This window comes from Magnetospirillum sp. 15-1, from assembly GCF_900184795.1.
Taxonomy (GTDB): domain Bacteria; phylum Pseudomonadota; class Alphaproteobacteria; order Rhodospirillales; family Magnetospirillaceae; genus Phaeospirillum.
The window spans coordinates 104,796-123,789 of sequence record NZ_FXXN01000020.1; the positions used below are offsets into that span (position 1 = coordinate 104,796).

General features: G+C 62.9%; 18 protein-coding genes. 6 read left to right on the forward strand and 12 right to left on the reverse strand.

Features of this window, described 5'->3' with window-relative positions; translation table 11 throughout:
• Position 1 precedes the first annotated feature (1 nt).
• The 3 genes from CP958_RS06335 to CP958_RS06345 are packed head-to-tail and all read right to left on the reverse strand — an operon-like array spanning position 2 to position 3,394.
• Entirely contained in the window at positions 2-811 is an 810-nt protein-coding gene (locus CP958_RS06335; protein WP_096701139.1) for an acyl-CoA dehydratase activase, read from the reverse strand.
• Positions 812-834: 23 nt separating this feature from the next.
• Positions 835-2,007, reverse strand: a complete 1,173-nt coding sequence (locus CP958_RS06340; protein ID WP_096701140.1) for a 2-hydroxyacyl-CoA dehydratase family protein — start codon at positions 2,005-2,007, stop codon at positions 835-837.
• 34 nt (positions 2,008-2,041) lie between these two features.
• Positions 2,042-3,394: a 2-hydroxyacyl-CoA dehydratase family protein gene (locus CP958_RS06345; RefSeq protein WP_170958861.1), complete on the reverse strand. Its 1,353-nt coding sequence runs from the start codon at positions 3,392-3,394 to the stop codon at positions 2,042-2,044.
• Between the two features lie 466 nt (positions 3,395-3,860).
• Here CP958_RS06345 and CP958_RS06350 point away from each other — a divergent pair, with 466 nt between their 5' ends.
• Positions 3,861-4,610, forward strand: coding sequence for an electron transfer flavoprotein subunit beta/FixA family protein (locus CP958_RS06350; protein ID WP_096701142.1), 750 nt, complete (start codon positions 3,861-3,863; stop codon positions 4,608-4,610).
• Positions 4,611-4,612: 2 nt separating this feature from the next.
• On the forward strand, positions 4,613-5,551 hold the full coding sequence (locus CP958_RS06355; RefSeq protein WP_096701143.1) for an FAD-binding protein: 939 nt from the start codon (positions 4,613-4,615) through the stop codon (positions 5,549-5,551).
• Positions 5,552-5,621: 70 nt separating this feature from the next.
• On the opposite strand, the gene CP958_RS06360 is transcribed toward CP958_RS06355, so the two are convergent.
• Entirely contained in the window at positions 5,622-6,524 is a 903-nt protein-coding gene (locus tag CP958_RS06360; protein WP_096701144.1) for a hydroxymethylglutaryl-CoA lyase, read from the reverse strand.
• Between the two features lie 391 nt (positions 6,525-6,915).
• On the opposite strand from CP958_RS06360, the gene CP958_RS06365 reads away from it, so the two are divergent.
• The 4 genes from CP958_RS06365 to CP958_RS06380 are packed head-to-tail and all read left to right on the forward strand — an operon-like array spanning position 6,916 to position 11,231.
• Positions 6,916-7,686: an enoyl-CoA hydratase gene (locus CP958_RS06365; protein ID WP_096701145.1), complete on the forward strand. Its 771-nt coding sequence runs from the start codon at positions 6,916-6,918 to the stop codon at positions 7,684-7,686.
• Between the two features lie 3 nt (positions 7,687-7,689).
• Positions 7,690-9,210 carry a 3-hydroxyacyl-CoA dehydrogenase gene (locus CP958_RS06370; RefSeq protein ID WP_096701146.1) on the forward strand — a complete coding sequence of 507 codons (1,521 nt, stop codon included), beginning with the start codon at positions 7,690-7,692 and terminating at the stop codon, positions 9,208-9,210.
• A 3-nt stretch (positions 9,211-9,213) separates the two neighbouring features.
• The gene (locus tag CP958_RS06375) at positions 9,214-10,410 is read left to right on the forward strand and encodes a 3-oxoadipyl-CoA thiolase (protein WP_096701147.1); all 1,197 of its coding nucleotides are present in this window, start codon (positions 9,214-9,216) and stop codon (positions 10,408-10,410) included.
• A 5-nt stretch (positions 10,411-10,415) separates the two neighbouring features.
• Positions 10,416-11,231 carry an enoyl-CoA hydratase/isomerase family protein gene (locus CP958_RS06380; RefSeq protein WP_096701148.1) on the forward strand — a complete coding sequence of 272 codons (816 nt, stop codon included), beginning with the start codon at positions 10,416-10,418 and terminating at the stop codon, positions 11,229-11,231.
• Here CP958_RS06380 and CP958_RS06385 read toward each other — a convergent pair.
• The 8 genes from CP958_RS06385 to CP958_RS06420 all read right to left on the reverse strand — a co-directional run bounded on the left by CP958_RS06385 (position 11,183) and on the right by CP958_RS06420 (position 18,967).
• Positions 11,183-11,962 carry an enoyl-CoA hydratase/isomerase family protein gene (locus CP958_RS06385; RefSeq protein WP_096701149.1) on the reverse strand — a complete coding sequence of 260 codons (780 nt, stop codon included), beginning with the start codon at positions 11,960-11,962 and terminating at the stop codon, positions 11,183-11,185. The genes CP958_RS06380 and CP958_RS06385 overlap by 49 nt on opposite strands.
• Positions 11,963-11,965: 3 nt before the next feature.
• Positions 11,966-13,168, reverse strand: coding sequence for an acetyl-CoA acetyltransferase (locus CP958_RS06390; RefSeq protein ID WP_096701150.1), 1,203 nt, complete (start codon positions 13,166-13,168; stop codon positions 11,966-11,968).
• A 3-nt stretch (positions 13,169-13,171) separates the two neighbouring features.
• Positions 13,172-14,530: a 3-oxoacyl-[acyl-carrier-protein] synthase III C-terminal domain-containing protein gene (locus CP958_RS06395; RefSeq protein ID WP_197706367.1), complete on the reverse strand. Its 1,359-nt coding sequence runs from the start codon at positions 14,528-14,530 to the stop codon at positions 13,172-13,174.
• A 125-nt stretch (positions 14,531-14,655) separates the two neighbouring features.
• Positions 14,656-15,585, reverse strand: a complete 930-nt coding sequence (locus CP958_RS06400; protein WP_096701245.1) for an alpha/beta hydrolase — start codon at positions 15,583-15,585, stop codon at positions 14,656-14,658.
• Entirely contained in the window at positions 15,582-16,286 is a 705-nt protein-coding gene (locus CP958_RS06405; RefSeq protein WP_197706368.1) for an SDR family oxidoreductase, read from the reverse strand. The genes CP958_RS06400 and CP958_RS06405 overlap by 4 nt, the downstream gene beginning before the upstream one ends.
• Positions 16,287-16,332: 46 nt before the next feature.
• Positions 16,333-17,163, reverse strand: coding sequence for an enoyl-CoA hydratase-related protein (locus CP958_RS06410; RefSeq protein WP_197706369.1), 831 nt, complete (start codon positions 17,161-17,163; stop codon positions 16,333-16,335).
• 26 nt (positions 17,164-17,189) lie between these two features.
• On the reverse strand, positions 17,190-17,678 hold the full coding sequence (locus tag CP958_RS06415) for an aromatic-ring-hydroxylating dioxygenase subunit beta (RefSeq protein ID WP_170958862.1): 489 nt from the start codon (positions 17,676-17,678) through the stop codon (positions 17,190-17,192).
• 2 nt (positions 17,679-17,680) lie between these two features.
• A complete protein-coding gene (locus CP958_RS06420; RefSeq protein WP_096701153.1) occupies positions 17,681-18,967 on the reverse strand; it encodes an aromatic ring-hydroxylating dioxygenase subunit alpha in 1,287 nt (428 codons plus the stop codon).
• Positions 18,968-18,994 lie beyond the last annotated feature (27 nt).

The window sequence follows — 18,994 nt, forward strand, 5'->3', positions numbered from 1 at the left end:
TTCACGCCTCCTTGCGGGCCGGGGCTTCGCCGGCGATCAGATAGTCCATGGCGAACAGGGCCGCCCCAAGGGCTCCCATATAGTGGCTGTCGTCGCTGACGTTGAGCGGCTTGCCCAATGCCTCCTCCAGCGCCTTGACCATGCCGGGGTTCTTGGCGACACCGCCGGTGAAGGTGATCTCGCCGGTGATGCCGGTCCGACGTAGCAGGCCGTAGGACCGTGAGGCGATCGACTTGTGAACGCCCCACAGAATGTCCTCGACCGCCTTGCCCTTGCCCAACCAGGACAGAACCTCGGCCTCGGCGAACACCGTGCAGGTGGTGCTGATCTTGACCGGCTTTGTCGACTTCAAGGATACCGGTCCAAGGTCGCCGAGACTCATACCCAGGGCCATGGCGGCGGCACCCAGAAAACGCCCAGTGCCGGCGGCACACTTGTCGTTCATGCAAAAGTCGATGATCTCGCCGTCCGGCTTGACCCGGATGGCCTTGCTGTCCTGGCCGCCCATGTCGATGACCGTGCCGGTACCGGGAAACATATGGGCGGCACCACGGCCGTGGCAGCTGATCTCGGTCACCTGCTTGTCGCCGAAGGTGACCTTGTAGCGGCCGTAACCGGTGCCGATCACGTATCCCACCGACTTGGGATCGATGCCGCCGTCGGCGCAAGCCAAATCGAATGCGTTCTGTGCCGCCTGGGTGACGTTGGCTCCGGTATCGGTCAAAGCGCGGGCGACGATGCGCTTGCTCTCGTCGATAATCACCGCCTTGGTCTGCGTCGAACCCACGTCGACGCCTGCTGTATACTTCATGGCATCATCTCTCCGTGTTGCCTTCAGTCGAACATAATGTTTTCGACGAAGGTCTCCATCTGGATGGAAATGTCGTCAAAGGTGTTCTGGTTTTCCTCGAATTCCGTGATGAAGTACGGGATTTTCTTGGCATCCAGTTCCTTCGAATACGCCACCACCTCGTCGAGACCGGGTTCGCACATCTTGGCGGAAGCGATGATTACCGCCTCGGCATTCGCGTGCTTGATCCGCTTCAGCAACATCTTCTCGTTGGGCTTGTCGTTATCGTGCTGGACGGCGCTATAGGATGACTTCGAGATATAGGCCGAAGCCAAGTTGGCCCAGGGGTCGCCCGCAGTATTGATGTCCTCGAGAATCCAGCGCAGACCGATGAACAGGTCGTCATCGACCACATGGCAGGATCGCGATACCGCCTGCAGCAAGTCGAACGGCGGGGTCTCGCAGAAACCGCCTTCCAACACCACCCGCATTTTGTCCTGCTGGCGAACCGGCCGTTCCCGGATCATCGGCAGCACGGTCTCGAGCAGGGTGTTGAATTCCTCGCGGGGCAGAAAGCCAGCCAACCCAATCAAGGCGAAGGATTCGTCGGCCGCCAGCTTCCACGGCATGGTGCGGCGGATATCGTAGAGATCACGCATCAGCTTGCGCGAATGGTTATAGAGTTCCAGGGACTGCCGCAACGCATCCTCGGTGATCGGCTGACCGCCGGCGGCTACGATATCCTCGGCCAGCCTCAGATATTCGTAACGCAGGAATTCCGCAGCACCCTCGGAATTGACGTTCTGCGGCAAGTGCAGGATCTGAGCCTTGTAGGGAAAATTACGGCCCCAGATCCCGGCCAGATTGCGAGCGCCGTCACAGATAGGATGGGTGACGAACAGGTCGAGTTCGATGTGCTTCTCGATGGCCAACTCTAGCGACGTCTTGAGGATAGAACAGAGAAACGATCCGAAGTGCTGGCTGATCGAAACCCCTTCGGTTCGCCCACCCTTGATCTTGACCGGCAACATACCGGCGGCGTGCGCGATCTCCTCGGGGAAGTAGACCTGGAAGTGACCGAGCACGCGTCCGCCGCTCTGGCGCCACGCCTTGACGGTCGGATAGGTCTCATCCTCGACCAATTCCCGGCAACGGGCGAAGATTTCATCCAGCGGCCGGTCCTGCCATCCGGTGAACAAAGGAACTGAGGCTGTCATGCGGAATCTCCTGCTTTCAATGGGCGAGACGGCCTCAATGGCCCGCCACCGCCTCTTTCTGCTTGCGGGCGATCATTCCTTCGAAGAAGGCGTCGGCGCGGTTCTTCATCTGTGCCTTGGAAACCGCCCGAGGATCGACGATGTCGGACTCGAGCAACAGGGTCGGCAGCCCCAAGGATTCGGAGGTGTGGAAGCGGCGGTCGGCCAAGCCCGACGAGGCGGTGCGACAGCTCTTGACCCCGTGATAGACGATGCCGTCGAGCTTGTAGGGTGAATACTTGTCCTCGACGTCGGAGAAATTAAACAGCAGCCCCTGCTGGGTTTCGCGGACCGTCAGCAGAATTCCCTCTGCGTAGCTTTCGATAGGGTTGTCGAGATCGAACTCGAAGCCCAGAGCCGTGCCGCCGGAAGCGAACTTCAGGTAGCTCGAAATCACGAACACGCCGCCCCAATCGGAGAAGAACTCGGCGAAACCACGGAAGTGGGAGTAGCAGGGCACTCCCAACAGACCGAGTCGGAACTTCTGTTCCACAGGGACATCTTTGCCGTCCTTGCGGGTCACTGAACCGATGTTGTTCGCCGAGCGATACTCCATCTCCTCGTAGAGTTCCTTGAAGAAAGTGGCACCTTCCTCCGTCGCCCGGAAACAGTTGGCCATACCGAGAAAGGCCAGCCCGTCGGTCAGAGCATTGAACACCGCCGGCGTCCGCTCATTCAGCGCCAACAGCTGCTTCCAGTAGCGGCTCATGGTGTTGGCGTAGCGCAGATGCTCGCGGAACTTGTCGATGTCGAACTTCTTGCCGGTTACCCGCTCGCACTCGGAGATCAGTTCCTTGATCTGGGCGACCACGTAGGCGAGCTCGTGCTTGAAATCCTTGTCACCCGGCATGGTCCGGGATCCACAGGACCGATCATTGGGCACATCGATGGTGACAACGGGTGCGTCGTACAGCCGCTCCCAAATCTCGCCCCACTTGAAGTAGGTGTTGCAGGCGTTGGTAGCCACCACCAAGCCCGGCTTCGGAATCAGCCCCATGGGATGACCGCCGCCACGCAGGTGCATGGCGATGTCCGCCTTCACATAGCCACAGACGTCGGGTGAGAACCCATAATCCTCGGCTTCCTTAAGGTACTCCTCCGATGTGCCGCGCACTGCGGTCTGCAACGCGGTGATCTCGGGAAACACGATCGGCATGTCGAAGGTCCGCAACACTTCATTCATGTTGCCCATCACGAACACGAAAGCCGCCTTCTTGTCGTGACGGGCCGCCTCGGTGAGCGACGCAAACCACTTGCGCATCAGCCGCGCTGATTCGCGTGAACCACGCCCCACAATCTCATGGCCGACCGGGGCATGGCCGGGCCGCTCTCCACTGGTAGCGCTCATTATCGGCTCTCCAATCTCTCTCAAAAAAGATGACTGACTAACCATTTACCCTCCAATCCCACCGACGTCAATAAGATTCGAATCAATTTTTTCGCGGCTTTCCGACGTTTTTCAAAAATATCCAGGAAACAGGACGACACATAAATTGGCTGAATGGTCACTTCACGACTCTCGAGAGCCATTGGAGCATCTGCGCTGCCCCGCCCGAACGGATTGGAGGCACGCCGAATCTGCAGAAATCTAAAATAAGGCATAACCTGATGGTCACATTAGCTCTAGCGGAGCCAGCGATCTTGTGGAAAACATCGATTGTTTCTAGGTATATAAAAATTAATGACCACCAAAAAATTAGTTGACTGGATAGTCACTCCAAAAGTATCCCTACTGCCGAGCCATCGCATCAGCCGAGCGATTCGGCCACAAGCCAACGTTTCAAGGGCATGGCTTCTAGAGGGAGTCGCCAACAATGAGAGTTCTGGTCGCGATCAAGCGGGTGATCGACTACAACGTGAAGATCCGCGTGAAGTCGGATGGTTCGGGGGTCGAGACCCAGAACGTGAAGTTCTCCATGAATCCGTTCGACGAGATCGCGGTTGAAGAAGCCGTACGCCTGAAGGAAGCCGGCAAGGCCACCGAGGTGGTGGCGGTGTCGGTCGGCCCAGCCGCCTGCTCGGAGACCCTGCGCACCGCTTTGGCCATGGGCGCCGACCGCGGCGTTCTGGTGCAGACCGACGACGAGGTCCAGCCCTTAGGCGTCGCCAAGGTGCTGAAGGCTCTGGTGGCCAAAGAGGCTCCCGGCCTGATCATCCTGGGCAAGCAGGCCATCGACGACGATTCCAACCAGACCGGTCAGATGCTGGCGGCCCTGCTGGGCTGTGCCCAGGGCACCTTCGCCAGCAAGGTTGAGGTGGGGCCTGACGCCATTGCGGTGACCCGCGAGGTGGACGGCGGCCTGGAGACGGTGAATCTCAAGCTGCCGGCGGTGGTGACCACCGATCTGCGCCTGAACGAGCCGCGCTACGCCAGCCTGCCCAACATCATGAAGGCCAAAAAGAAGCCCATCGACACTGTCAGCCCGGCCGATCTGGGCGTCGACGTGGCGCCCCGCCTCGTCACCTTGAAGGTGGAAGAGCCGCCCAAGCGCAAGGCCGGCATCAAGGTGGCCGATGTCGCCGCCCTGGTCGACAAGCTGAAGAACGAAGCGAAGGTGATCTGATCATGACCGTTCTCGTCATTGCCGAGCACGAGGGCGGCGCCCTCAAGCCCGCCACGCTGAACACCGTCTCCGCCGCTTCGAAGATTGGCGGCGACATCCATGTGCTGGTGGCCGGTTCGGGCATCGCTGCCGTGGCCGAGGCCGCGTCCAAGGTGGCCGGCGTCGCCAAGGTGCTGTCTGCCGACGCGGCGCTCTACGCCAACCATCTGGCCGAGCCCCTGGCCGCCCTGGTGGTCTCCCTGGCCGGCGGCTACAGCCACATCCTGGCGCCCGCCACCACCGGCGGCAAGAACGTCGCTCCCCGCGTCGCCGCCCTGCTGGATGTGGCCCAGGTCTCCGAGATCACCGGCGTGGTGTCGGCCGACACCTTCATCCGCCCGATCTATGCCGGCAACGCCCTGGCCACCGTGCAGTCCAAGGACGCCACCAAGGTGATCACCGTGCGCGGCACCGGCTTCGAGGCCGCCAAGGCTGAAGGCGGTTCTGCCACCGTCGAAGCCGTGGCCGCCGCCGCCGACCCGGCCCTGTCGTCCTACGTGGGCAGCCAGCTCAGCAAGTCCGAGCGTCCCGAGCTGACCTCGGCCCGCATCATCATCTCGGGCGGACGCGGCATGCAGTCGGGCGACAACTTCCACCTGCTGGAAGCCGTGGCCGACAAGCTGGGCGCCGCCGTGGGAGCGTCCCGCGCCGCCGTCGACGCCGGCTTCGTGCCCAACGACTTCCAGGTCGGCCAGACCGGCAAGATCGTGGCGCCGGACCTCTACATCGCCGTCGGCATCTCGGGCGCCATCCAGCACCTGGCCGGCATGAAGGATTCCAAGGTCATCGTCGCCATCAACAAGGACGAAGAGGCCCCCATCTTCCAGGTCGCCGATTACGGCCTGGTCGCCGACCTGTTCAAGGTGTTGCCCGAACTCACCGCGGCCCTCCAGTCTCCCTGAGGCCGCAGCCTGGCGGGGGCGGGCCGAGTATGGCCCTCCCCCGCTTTTTTCATTCCTGCAGCGGAAGTATCTATCTGCCCCCCGCCAGCACCATAGCCACCTTCGAACCTGTCGGGCGCCCCAGCACACCGCAGATAAAGGCCCCTGCGTCTATCAAACGGTCCAAATTCACGCCCGTTTCAACGTCCAGGCCATTCAGCATGTACAGTACGTCCTCGGAGGCCACGTTGCCCGATGCCCCTTTGGCGTAAGGACACCCTCCCAAACCGGAGATCGAACAATCCACGACCGCAATGCCAAGATCCAATGCGGCGAGAATATTGGCCAATGCCTGTCCATAAGTATCGTGAAAGTGAACCGCCAGCTTATCGACAGGGACGTGTACAGCGACCGTCCGCAGCATTTCCAGCGTCCCGCCGGGGGTACCAACACCTATGGTGTCACCCAGGGAGATTTCGTAGCAGCCGAAATCCGCCAAGCGAGCCGCGACATCGGCGACGATCCCGGCTGAAACTGTTCCCTCGTAGGGGCATCCCAGGACGCAGGATACATAGCCGCGCACCCGAAGGCCTTTCTTGCGAGCGTCCGCCACCACCGGAGCCAATCGGTCCAGACTTTCTCCAATGGAACAGTTGATGTTTTTGCGGGAAAAGCTCTCCGACGCGGCGGCAAAGACGGCGATCTCGTTGACGCGGGCCGCCACCGCCGCCTCCAATCCCTGAAGATTGGGCACCAGGACGGGATATGAAACGCCCGGCTTACGGACGATAAGATCCATCACTGCAGCGGTATCGGCCATCTGCGGGACCCATTTGGGGCTGACGAAGCTACCCGCTTCGATGACGGCCATCCCAGCCTCACCCAAACGGTTGATTAACTCCGCCTTGACCGCCGGCAATACCGGCCTTCGTTCATTCTGTAGCCCATCACGAGGGCCGACTTCCACCAGTTTGACGTGTTTGGGAACTCTCATGGGTAAATCCACTTCGGCTCAATGGGGCTCTTGTCGCGACGTCACTCACCTCGCGATTCTCGGCGAGCAAGAGGCGCCAGGTGATCTCGGGGAACGAGTAAGAGGCCACCATAGCGGAGCCCCGATCCCGGCAACGGAAAGCACTCACCAATCGAGACATGAGTTATAAAAATGACTAGTCAGTCTCATTATCAGACCATACATTCTGTGAACCGCCTCGTCAACAAAGTGGCTGCCATGGTGGCAAACGCTGAGGCGCACGGAGTTGAATATTGACACTCCCTCCAATGACAGCTACCAATAAATTGACCGATTGGTCATCTTGACGGCGCCACAAATCTCCAGCTGATGCCGTTCATGATCAATTCGAACCTGTGACAAGGAGGCACTGGTGGCGGAAGTCCTTTTGAGCCATCCCTTGGACCGCGTGGCGCTCCTGCGCATCAACCGGCCCGAGGCGAAAAACGCACTCAATGCGGAGGTCCGCCGCCAGTTGGCCGAGCACATGATCACCCTGGGCGCCGACGCTTCGGTTCGCGTCATAGTGATTACTGGAAACCATGAGGCTTTCGCCGCCGGAGCCGATATCAAGGATATGGCGGCAGTCGGCGCCATCGAGCTGATGCAGCGCAACAACCACCTCCTGTGGCGAACCATCGCCCAATGTCCAAAGCCGGTAATTGCTGCGGTCCAGGGCTACGCCTGGGGCGGCGGCTGCGAGTTGGCTATGCACGCCGACATCATCGTAGCGGGCGAGAATGCCAGCTTCTCCCAGCCCGAGGTCAAGGTCGGCATCATGCCCGGTGCCGGAGGTACCCAGCGCCTCGTGCGCGCCGTGGGCAAATACCGGGCCATGTTCCTGGCCATGACCGGCCAAGCCTTCAGTGGTGCCGAGGCTGGGCAGATGGGCCTTGCCAGTCTGGTGATCCCCGATGCCGAAGTCCTGGACAAGGCGCTCGATATTGCCAAGACCATCTCACGAATGCCGCCGCTCGCCATCGCCCAGATCAAGGAGGTGCTGCTGGCCGGGCAGGACGCCTCTCTGGATACCGCCCTGATGCTGGAGCGCAAGGCTTTCCAGCTTCTATTTGCCAGTTGGGACCAGAAAGAGGGCATGGCCGCCTTCCTGGAAAAGCGTAAACCAGCCTATGAGGGGGTTTAAAGCATGAGCCTGGATGCAGCACGCCCCGACCTCGTCATGGGGGTTGTCGGTACAGGTGCCATGGGACGCGGCATCGCCCAGATCGCTGCGATCGCCGGCTGCGCCGTCATCTTGATGGATGCTCGGGATGGAGCTGCCGCCGAAGCAAGAATTTTCATAACGAAAATGCTGAATAAACTGGCCGAGAGAGGAACACTGAGCACTTCGGCTACCGAAGCTGCCCTTGATCGCCTCGTCATCGCCGAAACTATCGCCGACCTCACCCCCTGCCATGTGGTGGTGGAGGCCGTCGCCGAAGACATCACGGTCAAACAGACCCTGATGAAGGATCTGGAGACGGTGGTTTCGGCCGGCTGCCTGATCGCCACCAATACCTCGTCGCTGTCGGTGACCTCCATCGCCGCCGCCTGCCGGCATCCTGAGCGGGTGGGCGGGTTTCATTTCTTCAATCCCGTTCCACTGATGAAGGTGGTGGAGGTCATCGATGGCGTCATGACGGCGCCCTGGGTGGTCGAGGCGCTGACCAATCTGGCCCTGCGTATGGGGCATGCCCCGGTGAAGGCCAAGGACACGCCGGGCTTCATCGTCAACCACGCCGGCCGCGGCTACGGCACCGAGGCGCTGAAACTGGTGGGCGAGGGGGTCGCTGATTTCGCCACCGCCGACCGTATCTTGAAAGGCGCCGCCGGCTTCCGCATGGGGCCGTTCGAACTGCTCGACCTCACCGGTCTGGATGTCTCCCATCCGGTGATGGAAAGCATCTACGACCAGTATTACCAGGAGCCGCGCTTCCGCCCGTCCCCCATTGGCCGCCAGCGTGTCACCGCCGGACTGCTGGGGCGCAAGACCGGGCGTGGCTTCTATGCCTACAAGGACGACAAGGCCGTGGTCCCACCGGCGCCGGTGGTCCCCGCCGCCTGGACCGGCCCGGTATGGGTGGCGCCGGGCGAAGGCTCTCTGACCGTCACCGCCTTGGTGACCAAGCTGGACGCCATACTGGAGAGGGGCGAGAAGCCGACCAAAGCCGCCCTCATCCTTGTCCCTGTGCAGGGCGAGGACTGTACGACCGCCTGCGTCCGCCTCGGCCTCGACGCTACCCGCACGATCGCCATCGATCCGCTGTTCGGGCTGGACAGCCACCGCACCCTGATGACCAATCCGGTGACGGCGGCGGAAATCCGCGACGGCGCCCACGGCCTGCTGGCCGGCGACGAGATCGCCGTCTCGGTGATCCATGACAGCCCCGGCCTAGTGGCGCAAAGGGTGGTGGCGACCATCGTCAATATCGGCTGCGACATCGCCCAGCAGCGCATCGCCACACCCGAGGACATCGACAAGGCGGTGACGCTCGGCCTCGGCTATCCCGCCGGGCCGTTGTCCTGGGGCGACCGTATCGGCCCGGCCAAGGTGGTCGCCATTCTCGACACCATGCTGGCCATCACCGGCGACCCCCGTTACCGCGCCTCGCTCTGGCTGCGCCGCCGCGCCGCCCTCGGCGTCTCTCTCCTGACTTCGGAGTCCTGATCCATGCTCGACGCCTATCTCTATGACGGCCTGCGTTCCCCCATCGGACGCCATGCCGGCGGCCTGGCCCCGGTGCGTCCCGACGATCTCGCCGCCGAGGTGATCCGCGCCCTGGTGGCCCGCTCTTCCTTCCAGCCAGTGGATATCGAGGACGTCATCCTCGGCTGCACCAATCAGGCGGGCGAAGATTGCCGCAACGTGGCGCGTCACGCCGCCCTGCTGGCCGGGCTCCCCGTCGAGGTGGCGGGGCAGACCGTCAACCGCCTGTGCGCCTCGGGTCTGGCCGCTGTCTTGGACGCGGCGCGCTCGGTCACCTGCGGCGAGGGCGATCTGTTCATCGCCGGCGGTGTCGAGAGCATGAGCCGTGCCCCTTTCGCACTGTCCAAGGCAGAAAGCGCATATTCCCGCGACGCCAGGATATTCGACACCACCATCGGGGCACGCTTTCCAAACCCCAAGGTGGTCAAGGGCTTCGGCAATCATTCCATGCCCGAGACCGCCGACAACATTGCCCACGATCTGGGGCTGTCGCGGGACGCCTCCGACGCCTTCGCCGCCGCCTCCCAGGCCAAGTACGCCCGGGCCAAAGCAGATGGGTTCTACGAGGGTGAGATTCATCCCATCACCATAGCGGGTCGCAAGGGCGACACCGTGGTGAGCGAGGACGAGCACCCACGTCCCCAGACTGATCTGGCCGCGCTGACCAAGCTGAAGCCGCTGTTCGAGGGGGGCGTGGTTACCGCCGGCAACGCCTCGGGCATCAATGACGGCGCGGCGGCCCTGTTCATCGGCTCACGCGCGGCGGGCGAGAAGGCCGGCGTCGCGCCCATCGCCCGCATCGTCGCCGGCGCGGCGGCGGGCGTGGCGCCGCGTGTCATGGGCCTGGGGCCGGTGCCAGCCTCCAGAAAAGCCCTGGAGCGCGCCGGCCTGACCCTCCAGGACATGGATGTGATCGAGATCAACGAAGCCTTCGCCGTGCAGGTATTGGGCTGTGTCACCCAGCTGGGGATCGCCCCGGATGATTCACGCCTCAATCCCAATGGGGGGGCAATCGCACTTGGCCACCCACTGGGATGTTCCGGGGCACGGCTTGTCCTTACCGCCGCACGGCAGCTACAGCGCACCGGAGGACGGCACGCTCTGGTGTCCTTGTGCATCGGCGTCGGCCAGGGGCTCACCGCCATCATCGAGAGGGTCTAGGAATCGTGAGCGCAATCCTGACCGAAATCCGCGACCATGTCCGTTTCATCACCCTCAACCGCCCGGAACGTCACAACGCCTTCGACGACGCCGTGATCCAGGAACTGACGGCCGCGTTCGAGACGGCGGCGACTGAACCGAATTTGCGCGCCGTGGTTCTCGACTCCCTGGGGCGCAGCTTTTCGGCCGGCGCCGACATCAATTGGATGAGGCGGATGGCCGATTACGACCGTGATCGCAATCTGAGCGATGCCCGTACCTTGGCCAGACTGATGCAAGCGATCGACACATGTCCGCGCCCGGTCGTCGGTGTCGTACAGGGCGCGGCCTATGGCGGCGGTGTCGGGCTGGCGGCTTGCTGCGATCTGGTTGTCGCCGCCAAGGAATCCGTATTTTGCCTGTCAGAAGTCAAGATCGGCATTATCCCCGCCGTCATCTCGCCCTACGTGATGCGCTCCATCGGCGTCCCCGCCGCCCGGCGATATTTCCTGACCGCCGAGGTGATCCCCGCCGTCACGGCCAAAGAGATCGGACTGGTGCATGAGGTTGTTCCGGCCGAAGACTTGGTAACGACACGAGACCGCTGGCTATCGGCGCTCAAGGCCAACAGCCCGCATGCGGTAACCGCCGCCAAGGGGCTGGTCGCCCGCCTCGCCCCCATCGATGCCGCCATGATCGAGTGGACCGCCGAGCGGATCGCCGATTTGCGGGCCTCGGAACAGGGACAGGAGGGGCTGAAAGCGTTCCTCGATCGGCGCAAGCCATCCTGGAATCAGACGCCGGTGAAGTCGGGCGGACGCTTGGCGATGAAAGCCCCGTAGCCCTCGGCAAACTCGGCGCTCCGCAAGCAAACGGCCTGATCATTCTCTTCGCGCTCCAACTCCTCCTCCAACGAGCCTGAAGGCTTCTTCAGCCGCGCCGTCATGCGCGCCATGGCCTCACGCGGCAGCAAGGCCAACGCAGCCGCCTGCGCCACCGCCGTCCCCATGACATCGGAATCGGCCGCCAGTGTGTCTGCCAATTGAAGCCTTAGGGCCTCAGGGCCGGTCACCGGCGTTCCCGACGTCAGCAATCGGAACGCTGCCGAGAGTCCCACTCGCCGGGGCAGGGTCAGCAGTTGCCCCCAATCAGGGGTGAGCCCCAGCCCCAGGAACGGAAAGAGGATGGTGGTACCCTCGCCGACAATGATGCGATCCCCCAGCAGGGCCAAGCCGATCGCTCCGCCCGCTCCGATCCCCTCGATGGCGCTGACGACGGGAATCCGCGCATTGGCGACCAGCCGGCACAGCGCATGGATATGCCGCATGCGTTCCCTGGCCTGCTCCTCGTCCAGATCCAGCATACTCGGCAGGTCTCCGCCGGCGGAAAACACGCCGCCGACACCGCCGAACACCACCGCACGGATGGTCGCATCGTCCAGTACCTTGGTCAGTTCTTCCATTAACCCGGTCCGGACCGCATGATCGATGGCGTTGCGCTTGGCCGGACGATTGATCAGCAATCTCGCGACATGGGGAGCCGGCCGATCGACCAGGACGACGGACTCAGCCATGGCTCAGGCTCCCTCGAGTCCGACGATGGAGACCGCACAGACATTCTGGGACGGTTGCCCACCCAGATTGTGCGTCAGGCCAATGGTTGGGGTCTTGAGTTGCCGGGGCCCAGCCCGGCCCAGCAGTTGCAGATACATTTCGTAAAGCATGCGGATACCGCTGGCCCCCACCGGGTGACCGAAGCATTTAAGGCCGCCGTCGATCTGGCACGGTATCTTGCCGTCGGCATTGAACACGCCATCGAGCACGTCCCTCACCGCTCCACCGGCGACCGACAGCCCGAGATCTTCCATGGTGACCAGTTCGGTGATCGAGAAGCAATCATGCACCTCGGTCATGCTGATCTCGTTGCGCGGGTCGCCGATACCGGCCTCGGCGTAGGCACGCGCGGCAGCGATGCGGGCCGTGTGGACATAGCTGCCATCCCACTCACTGGAATGCATTTCCCACCCGTTGGATGCCACCACCTGCAACGCCTTGAAGGTGACGAGGTCGCGCTTGCCCAACGCGCGCGCCAGATCCGGCCGCGTGACGATGACGGCGGCGGCGCCGTCCGATACTCCACAGCAATCGAACAGGCCGAGCGGCTCCGCGACGATGGGAGCGCCAAGCACTTGCTCCTCGGTGATGATTTTTTGGAGATGTGCCTTGGGGTTGCGTACCCCGTTGGCATGGCTCTTTACCGAAACATGTGCGATAGCACGCTTGAGAAGCGCCGCATCGACACCGTGCCTCCGCCGGTAGGCTGAAGCCAATTGTGCGAAATTTGCCGGCGCCACGGCATTGGGATACCACTGGGGAATATAGGTTCCGACGGTAGCCACCGGCAGGCCGCCATAGCCGGTATCCTTCAGCTTCTCGACCCCAAGCGCCAGTGCAATGTCGCAAGCCCCGGCCGCCACGGCGTAGACCGCAGCCCGCACCGCCTCGGAACCTCCGGCGCAGAAATTCTCCACCCGGGTGACACCGATGTCGGGTAGACGTAGCGCGATGGACATGGGGATACCGCCACGGCCCGTTCCGACGTCATCCATATGGGTGGAAAACCAGGCCGCGTCGATCTGTTCCGGCGCGATGCCGGCGTCGGCCATGGCCTCGGTGTAAGCCTCGACCATCAGGTCTTCGGGGCCGACATCCCAGCGTTCACCAAACTTGCTGCAGCCCATGCCCAGAATGGCCACCCTGTCCTTGATGCCTGTCGCCATGTCCTACTCCGATTCACTCTGATCAACCGGCCGGACAGGCCGCACGGGAGTCGCTTTCCAGAAATAGCGAGTGAAACCTCGCTGTTCGTCGATGTCCTTGATCCGGAACACCATCTCCACTTCGGTTCCCGACTCGATCTCGCCCTCGCCCACGTCGGTGAACTCCATCAGGATGCGCCCCCCACCTACGAAATCGACCTGTCCGTAACGATGTGGTGGTGAACGATGAAACGATAGATACTCCGCCGACCAGCTCAGGACCGTAGCCCTGCGCTCAGCCAGCTTGTAAGGGCGTTGGGTATCCTGCTGCGGCCGGCCTTGCTCATAGGACAGCCGCGACGGCGGGAAGTGGACCTTGCCGGTCACTTCACAGCGCCCCGCCACCAGCCCCAAAATCGCCGATCTGTAACGATAGGCTGTACTCAAAGCCGTCTTCCGGTCCTGTTCGCCGCGCATGCCGCGTTCGAGGCTCAACTGCCCCTTGAACGACAAAAACTTGGTGTAGCTTGTTTCCTCGACACCGCCGGCCAGCCAATGACCGATCCCCTTGGCGGGGTGGAAGGAGCGGATCGCCTCGGTGACCCGGAAAACCACCGCCTGGGCACCGCTGCCGAATTGAGCCATCAGGACCAGGGCGCCGGGCCGGGCCGTCTCCAGTACATGGGTCAGCAGCAGCAGGGCATGGCCGGTGCCGGTTTCACCCACCTGATCGAGCAACGTGTCCACCACGGCCTCCGGGCGAATGCCGCAACGGACCGCCACCTGATGATCGGCCTTGGCGTAAGCGGACGGAAAGATGAAGTGATCGATGGCGGTGGCCTCAAGCCCGGCCTCGGCCAGCGCCGCCGCAACAGCCTTCGGCATCAGCTTGGCGATGCCTTCGTCGCGTACCCAGCGTTCCTCCCAGGCGTAGTCGATGTCTTTGCCGGCCATGCGAAAATGATCGACGAAATCCACCGTCAGCGTCCCGGCCCCCAGATACTCGGCGACCACGTCCTCAGTCCCCAGCAACAGCGCGGCCGCGCCGTCGCCATAGTCCAATTCCTGGGAACTGGCCGCCCGGGTAACGCGATTGTCGGCGGCGACCACGAGCACGTTGCCGCCATCGGCACGGACCTTGGCCACCGCCTGAGTCAACGCTGACAGTCCGGCGCGCTGCGAACCCCCAAATTCCAGTGCCTCCGTATTCCGATCAAGCGTCAACGCCTCGCACATAACGGCGGCGTTCATCCGCTCGGCGAACGGCAACGTGCAGGAGGCCAGAAAGACCCCCCGGACATGGCTGCGGTCCTCGCCCGGTCCCAGGCAGTCGCGGGCCGCAGCCACCGCCATGGTCAGACTGTCTTCGTCCCAGTTGGCCATGGTCCTGGTCCCCTTTGCCCTCCCCTTCAGGCTTGGGGCATACCAGGCATTGGCATGGACGACGGCGCGGCGGCTGAGCCGCAACCGAGGCAGATAGCCGCCATATCCGACAATTCCCACCATTCTCAGTCACCTCTTGGATTAGATCGCGACCCGAGACAGGCCCTCAGGAATTCGCCGATGTCACGCCGCGCCTCCCTCGCCTCGAGCAGTTCGTCCGGAAATTGCTGAAACACATGAATCATGCGATCCCAGATTTGAAGGCGAACGTGGACTCCAGCCGCCTCGGCCTTTTCAGCGAGCAGGGTCGAATCGCTCAATACCGTCTCGCGATTTCCGACCTGGATCAGCATCGGAGGCAATCCGTGCAGATCGCCAAACAGCGGCGATATCAACGGATCGCGGGGATCGCAATCATCCCCCAGATAGCCGCGCGCCATGGCCAAGATCATCGGCCGCTGATGGATGGGGTCGGAGGCGGCACGGGTCTCGTAGCTGGGACCCGACGCGGTAAGGTCGGTCCAGGCCGACATCAATACCGCCGCCGCCGGCAGAGGAAGGCCTGCGCTCCGCAACGACAGCAGAGTCGAAACCACCAAGCCGGCACCGGCTGAATCCCCTGCCAGCGCCACATTGGCCGGATCATGGCCTTCGGCCAGCAGCCAACTATAGGCCGCACAAGCATCCTCCAACGCGGCAGGAAACCGGTGCTCTGGCGCCAGGCGGTAGTCGAGGCCGAGCACTCGGCATTCGGCAGCAGTCGCGATACCGGCCATCAGTTCACGGTGCGAGCGTGGCGACCCCACCTGGAATCCCCCTCCGTGAAAATATAGGACGACCCTATCGTGGCGGGCCTCCGGAACGCGGACCCATTCGGCCGGCACCCCGCCCGCCGAAACCGGCTCGACCGAGACCGTCTCGGCCACCGATCCGAACAGTTCGTCCCAGTCTTCACGCATCTGCGCGACGGAGGTTAATCGGTTCCAGCCCCCGTAGACCTTGCGGATACGCGCGATCACGGCATCAACGGGGTCGGTGGGTGGAACCTCCGTCATTGTCCGCACCCCATGCCGCCCGACACTCCCAGCGTCTCACCGGTAATGAACCCGGCCGCATCCGACGCCAGGAAGGTGACCGCCGCAGCGACCTCATCGGGAGTTCCCAACCGTCCAAGTAAGGTAGCTCCGGTCATCGCCCGCATCAGGCGCTCTCCACCTGCCGCCAGCGCGGAACGCAGCAACGGCGTGTCGATAGGACCCGGCGCCACCACATTGGCGGTGATGCCCTTGCCACCGTTTTCACGGGCGATGGATTTGGTGAAGGCGATAACGCCCCCCTTGGCCGCCGCGTAGACGGCTCCGCCGCGCGATCCCAGACGCCCGGCTTCGGAGGCGATGTTGACGATACGCCCCCAGCCGGCCGCCTGCATGGCCGGCAGCACCGCGTGAGTGGTGGCAAGCACCGCCTCCAGATTGAGGGACAGCAGGCGGCGCCAGTCGGCCGCGGTGGTCTGGGTGAAGAAGCTGTGCTGATCCATGCCCGCATTGTTCACCAGGATATGGAATGGCCCACACTCGGCCACCACCCGATGCACACTGTCGAAATCGGTCACGTCGAGTGGCACCGCGCTGGCATCGATGGCGGCTGCAACTCCTTTCGCCGCCTCGATATCCAGATCGGCGATCACCACCTCCACCCCGGCGGCGGCGAGATGGCGGACGATGGCCGCGCCGATCCCCTTGGCGCCACCGGTCACAAGGGCGCGCCGCCCGACAGACGAGTCCGGCCCACAGCGAGACATGTCAACGCCCCGTAAAGCGCGGCGAGCGCTTCTCGATGACGGCAGCCAAACCCTCCCGCGCATCGGCCATTCCCGACATTTGGGCCTGGGCGTGATTTTCCCCCGGCATACAGGCTTCGACTCCCAGGCCAAGCCCGTTCCACAGGAGCCGCTTGGTGGCAGCCAGCGCCGCCGGCGCCCCTTCCGCGAGCTGGCGGGTCAAAGCCATTGCCTCCTGCAGGATGCGGTCATCGGGCACAACCCGGCTGATCAGCCCCATCTCCAGCGCCTCACTGGCGGCAATCACCGGATTGAGCAACAAAATCTCCATGGCCCGGCGAAATCCCACCAGGTGAGTCAGCGTGACGGAAACCCCGGCATCGGGAACCATGCCCACCCGTGTGGCACCGGCGAGAAATTTGGACGACTCGCCCGCCACCACCATGTCGGACGAGCAGACCAGCCCGAGGCCACCGCCACCGGCGGCGAAGCCCTGGACGGCAGTGACCACTGGGGCATTGAGCCGCATCAGCAACCCGGCGACGGTCTGCAGACGCGAGGTCGCCACCCGGATCAGGTCGGGAAGAGCCTCTCCCTGGTCGAGAAAGACATGCACGTCACCGCCGGCGCAGAAGTTTTTGCCCTCGCCGCTCAGCAGTACTGAGCGGACTCGGCCATCACCATGCACCCGCAATACAGCCTCTTGCAACGCGCTCAGCAGTTCCAGATTCATGCCATTGGCGTCATCCGGGCGATTAAGGCGCAGATGTGCCACCCCGTCGGCATGTAGACCGAGAAGGACCGGCCCCTCGTCGATCAGAACCATCGGCTGTCCATTGCCATCGTCGATCATAAGCCCCTCCCGGGTGCCGCGGTGTTTCAGATCAGGAAGGCCATCGAGAACAGAGCGTCCTCGTTATTGACCAGGGTCACCTTCTTCATGACCATGCGCAGTCCATCCTTCTCGCGGCGCAGGGAGTACTCATTCTGCGAGGCCCAGATGGTGTCGCCACGGGCGTGGGACTCGAACACCATGGCGTTGGCAATGGCGCGAATAGTCCTGTCGTCGCTGTCAAGAACCTCGACATTGGAGACCAGACGCCGCAGCCGGGAATGCGGCGTCTGGCTGATGCGCCGTCCCGTAAGCAACTGCCGGACGCGCAGTGCGATGCGCGAGCGGTTATCGTAGATGATCGACATTTCCTGTTCGGGATTGTCGCCTTTGCCATTGGCGGGGATCCAGTACAGCCCGTCATCGGCCCACAGGGTCTCCCATGCCTCGTACTGATGCTCGTCCTGCAGACGCGCCTCGCGATAGATGAATTGCGTCACTTCGTCGAGGAGCAGCACTTCCTTCTTTTTCGACATGATCAATCAGCCTCCATCATCGAGCGATAGTGCCGCCAGATGCCGCGAGACGGCGTCTCGTCGGTTACGTCACCAATCAGGCAGCCGTTCTCGTCGGGGCGCTCGCGATGGCGGCCGCGGCCGAGGAAAATCCATTCTGGATCCAGATACCGGACCCCGCGTTGGGTGCGCTCGTACATCTCGGCATCGTCGGCCAGCAGAAAGCCCGCAGGGCCCACCGATCCCATGGTCTGTTGCCGCATCCGGCGATTGAGGTCCGGAGCTCCCTTGAACTGCAGGGCGGTGACGTGCTGCACGGTCAGATCCACGGCAAGCGGCTGGATCACGAAGAACTGGATTTCGGCGATGAACAGATTGGGAAAAATCATGATGTGCGGAGTACCGTCGATCATGATCCGCGCGGCCTCCTCGGCCCCATAGGCCGTCTTCATCCGCTCCACGTAATCGGGAAGACGGTCCGCCGTGGTGCCGAACCAACTTAGTAGTTCACCGCGCTTGCGAAACTCGGGACGCAGATCGATCTCTGTGTGTCCGCCGCCCAAATCCCTGGCGACCGCCGTCGATTCGCTGCCGTAAAGCCCGCCGATGCCGCTCTCCGCCACGTCGAAGATTGAAGCGTGAACGAAGGCCGGGTGGTAGCCATCAGTCTCGTTTTCGACGACGAACTTCCAGTTCGCCTTGACCTTATGCTTCAAAAAGCCGGTGGTAACCTCGACCTCGCCCTCGGGCGAGGTTCGGCACAGAGCATCGATCGCCCCCCTCGCACCGCCTAGATGTTCCTCCAGCGTCGGCCCATCGGCCGCCATGGATCCGAAGACAAAGCCCTTATAGGAGGCAACGCGGGCGACCCGGCCAAGTCCCAGGGCCGAACGATCGACCCCCTCATAGCCCGAAGGGAATGGAAGCCCCCGCATCTGCCCATCCGTATCGAAACTCCATCCGTGGTAGGGACAGGTGAACGTACGGGTATTGCCCTTCTGCGCGGTGCAGACATGCGCGCCGCGATGCGGGCAGCGATTATGGAGCAGATGGATTTTTCCGTCCCGCCCCCGGGTCATGATCACCGGTTCGGGGCCGATGGACTTCATGATGTAGTCGTTGGCATTGGGCACCTCGCTCTCATGCCCGACATAGACCCAGGTCCGATACCAGATCTTCTTCAGCTCCTCCTCGAAGATCGCCGCATCACCATAAAGCGACCCGTGGACATGATCGGGTCGGATGAGATCACCAAGCCGCCGGGCCACGGAACCCGAGATACCCTGACTCGCTTCAGCACAACCATTCATGGGGTCGCCTCCTGATCATCCGGCGGC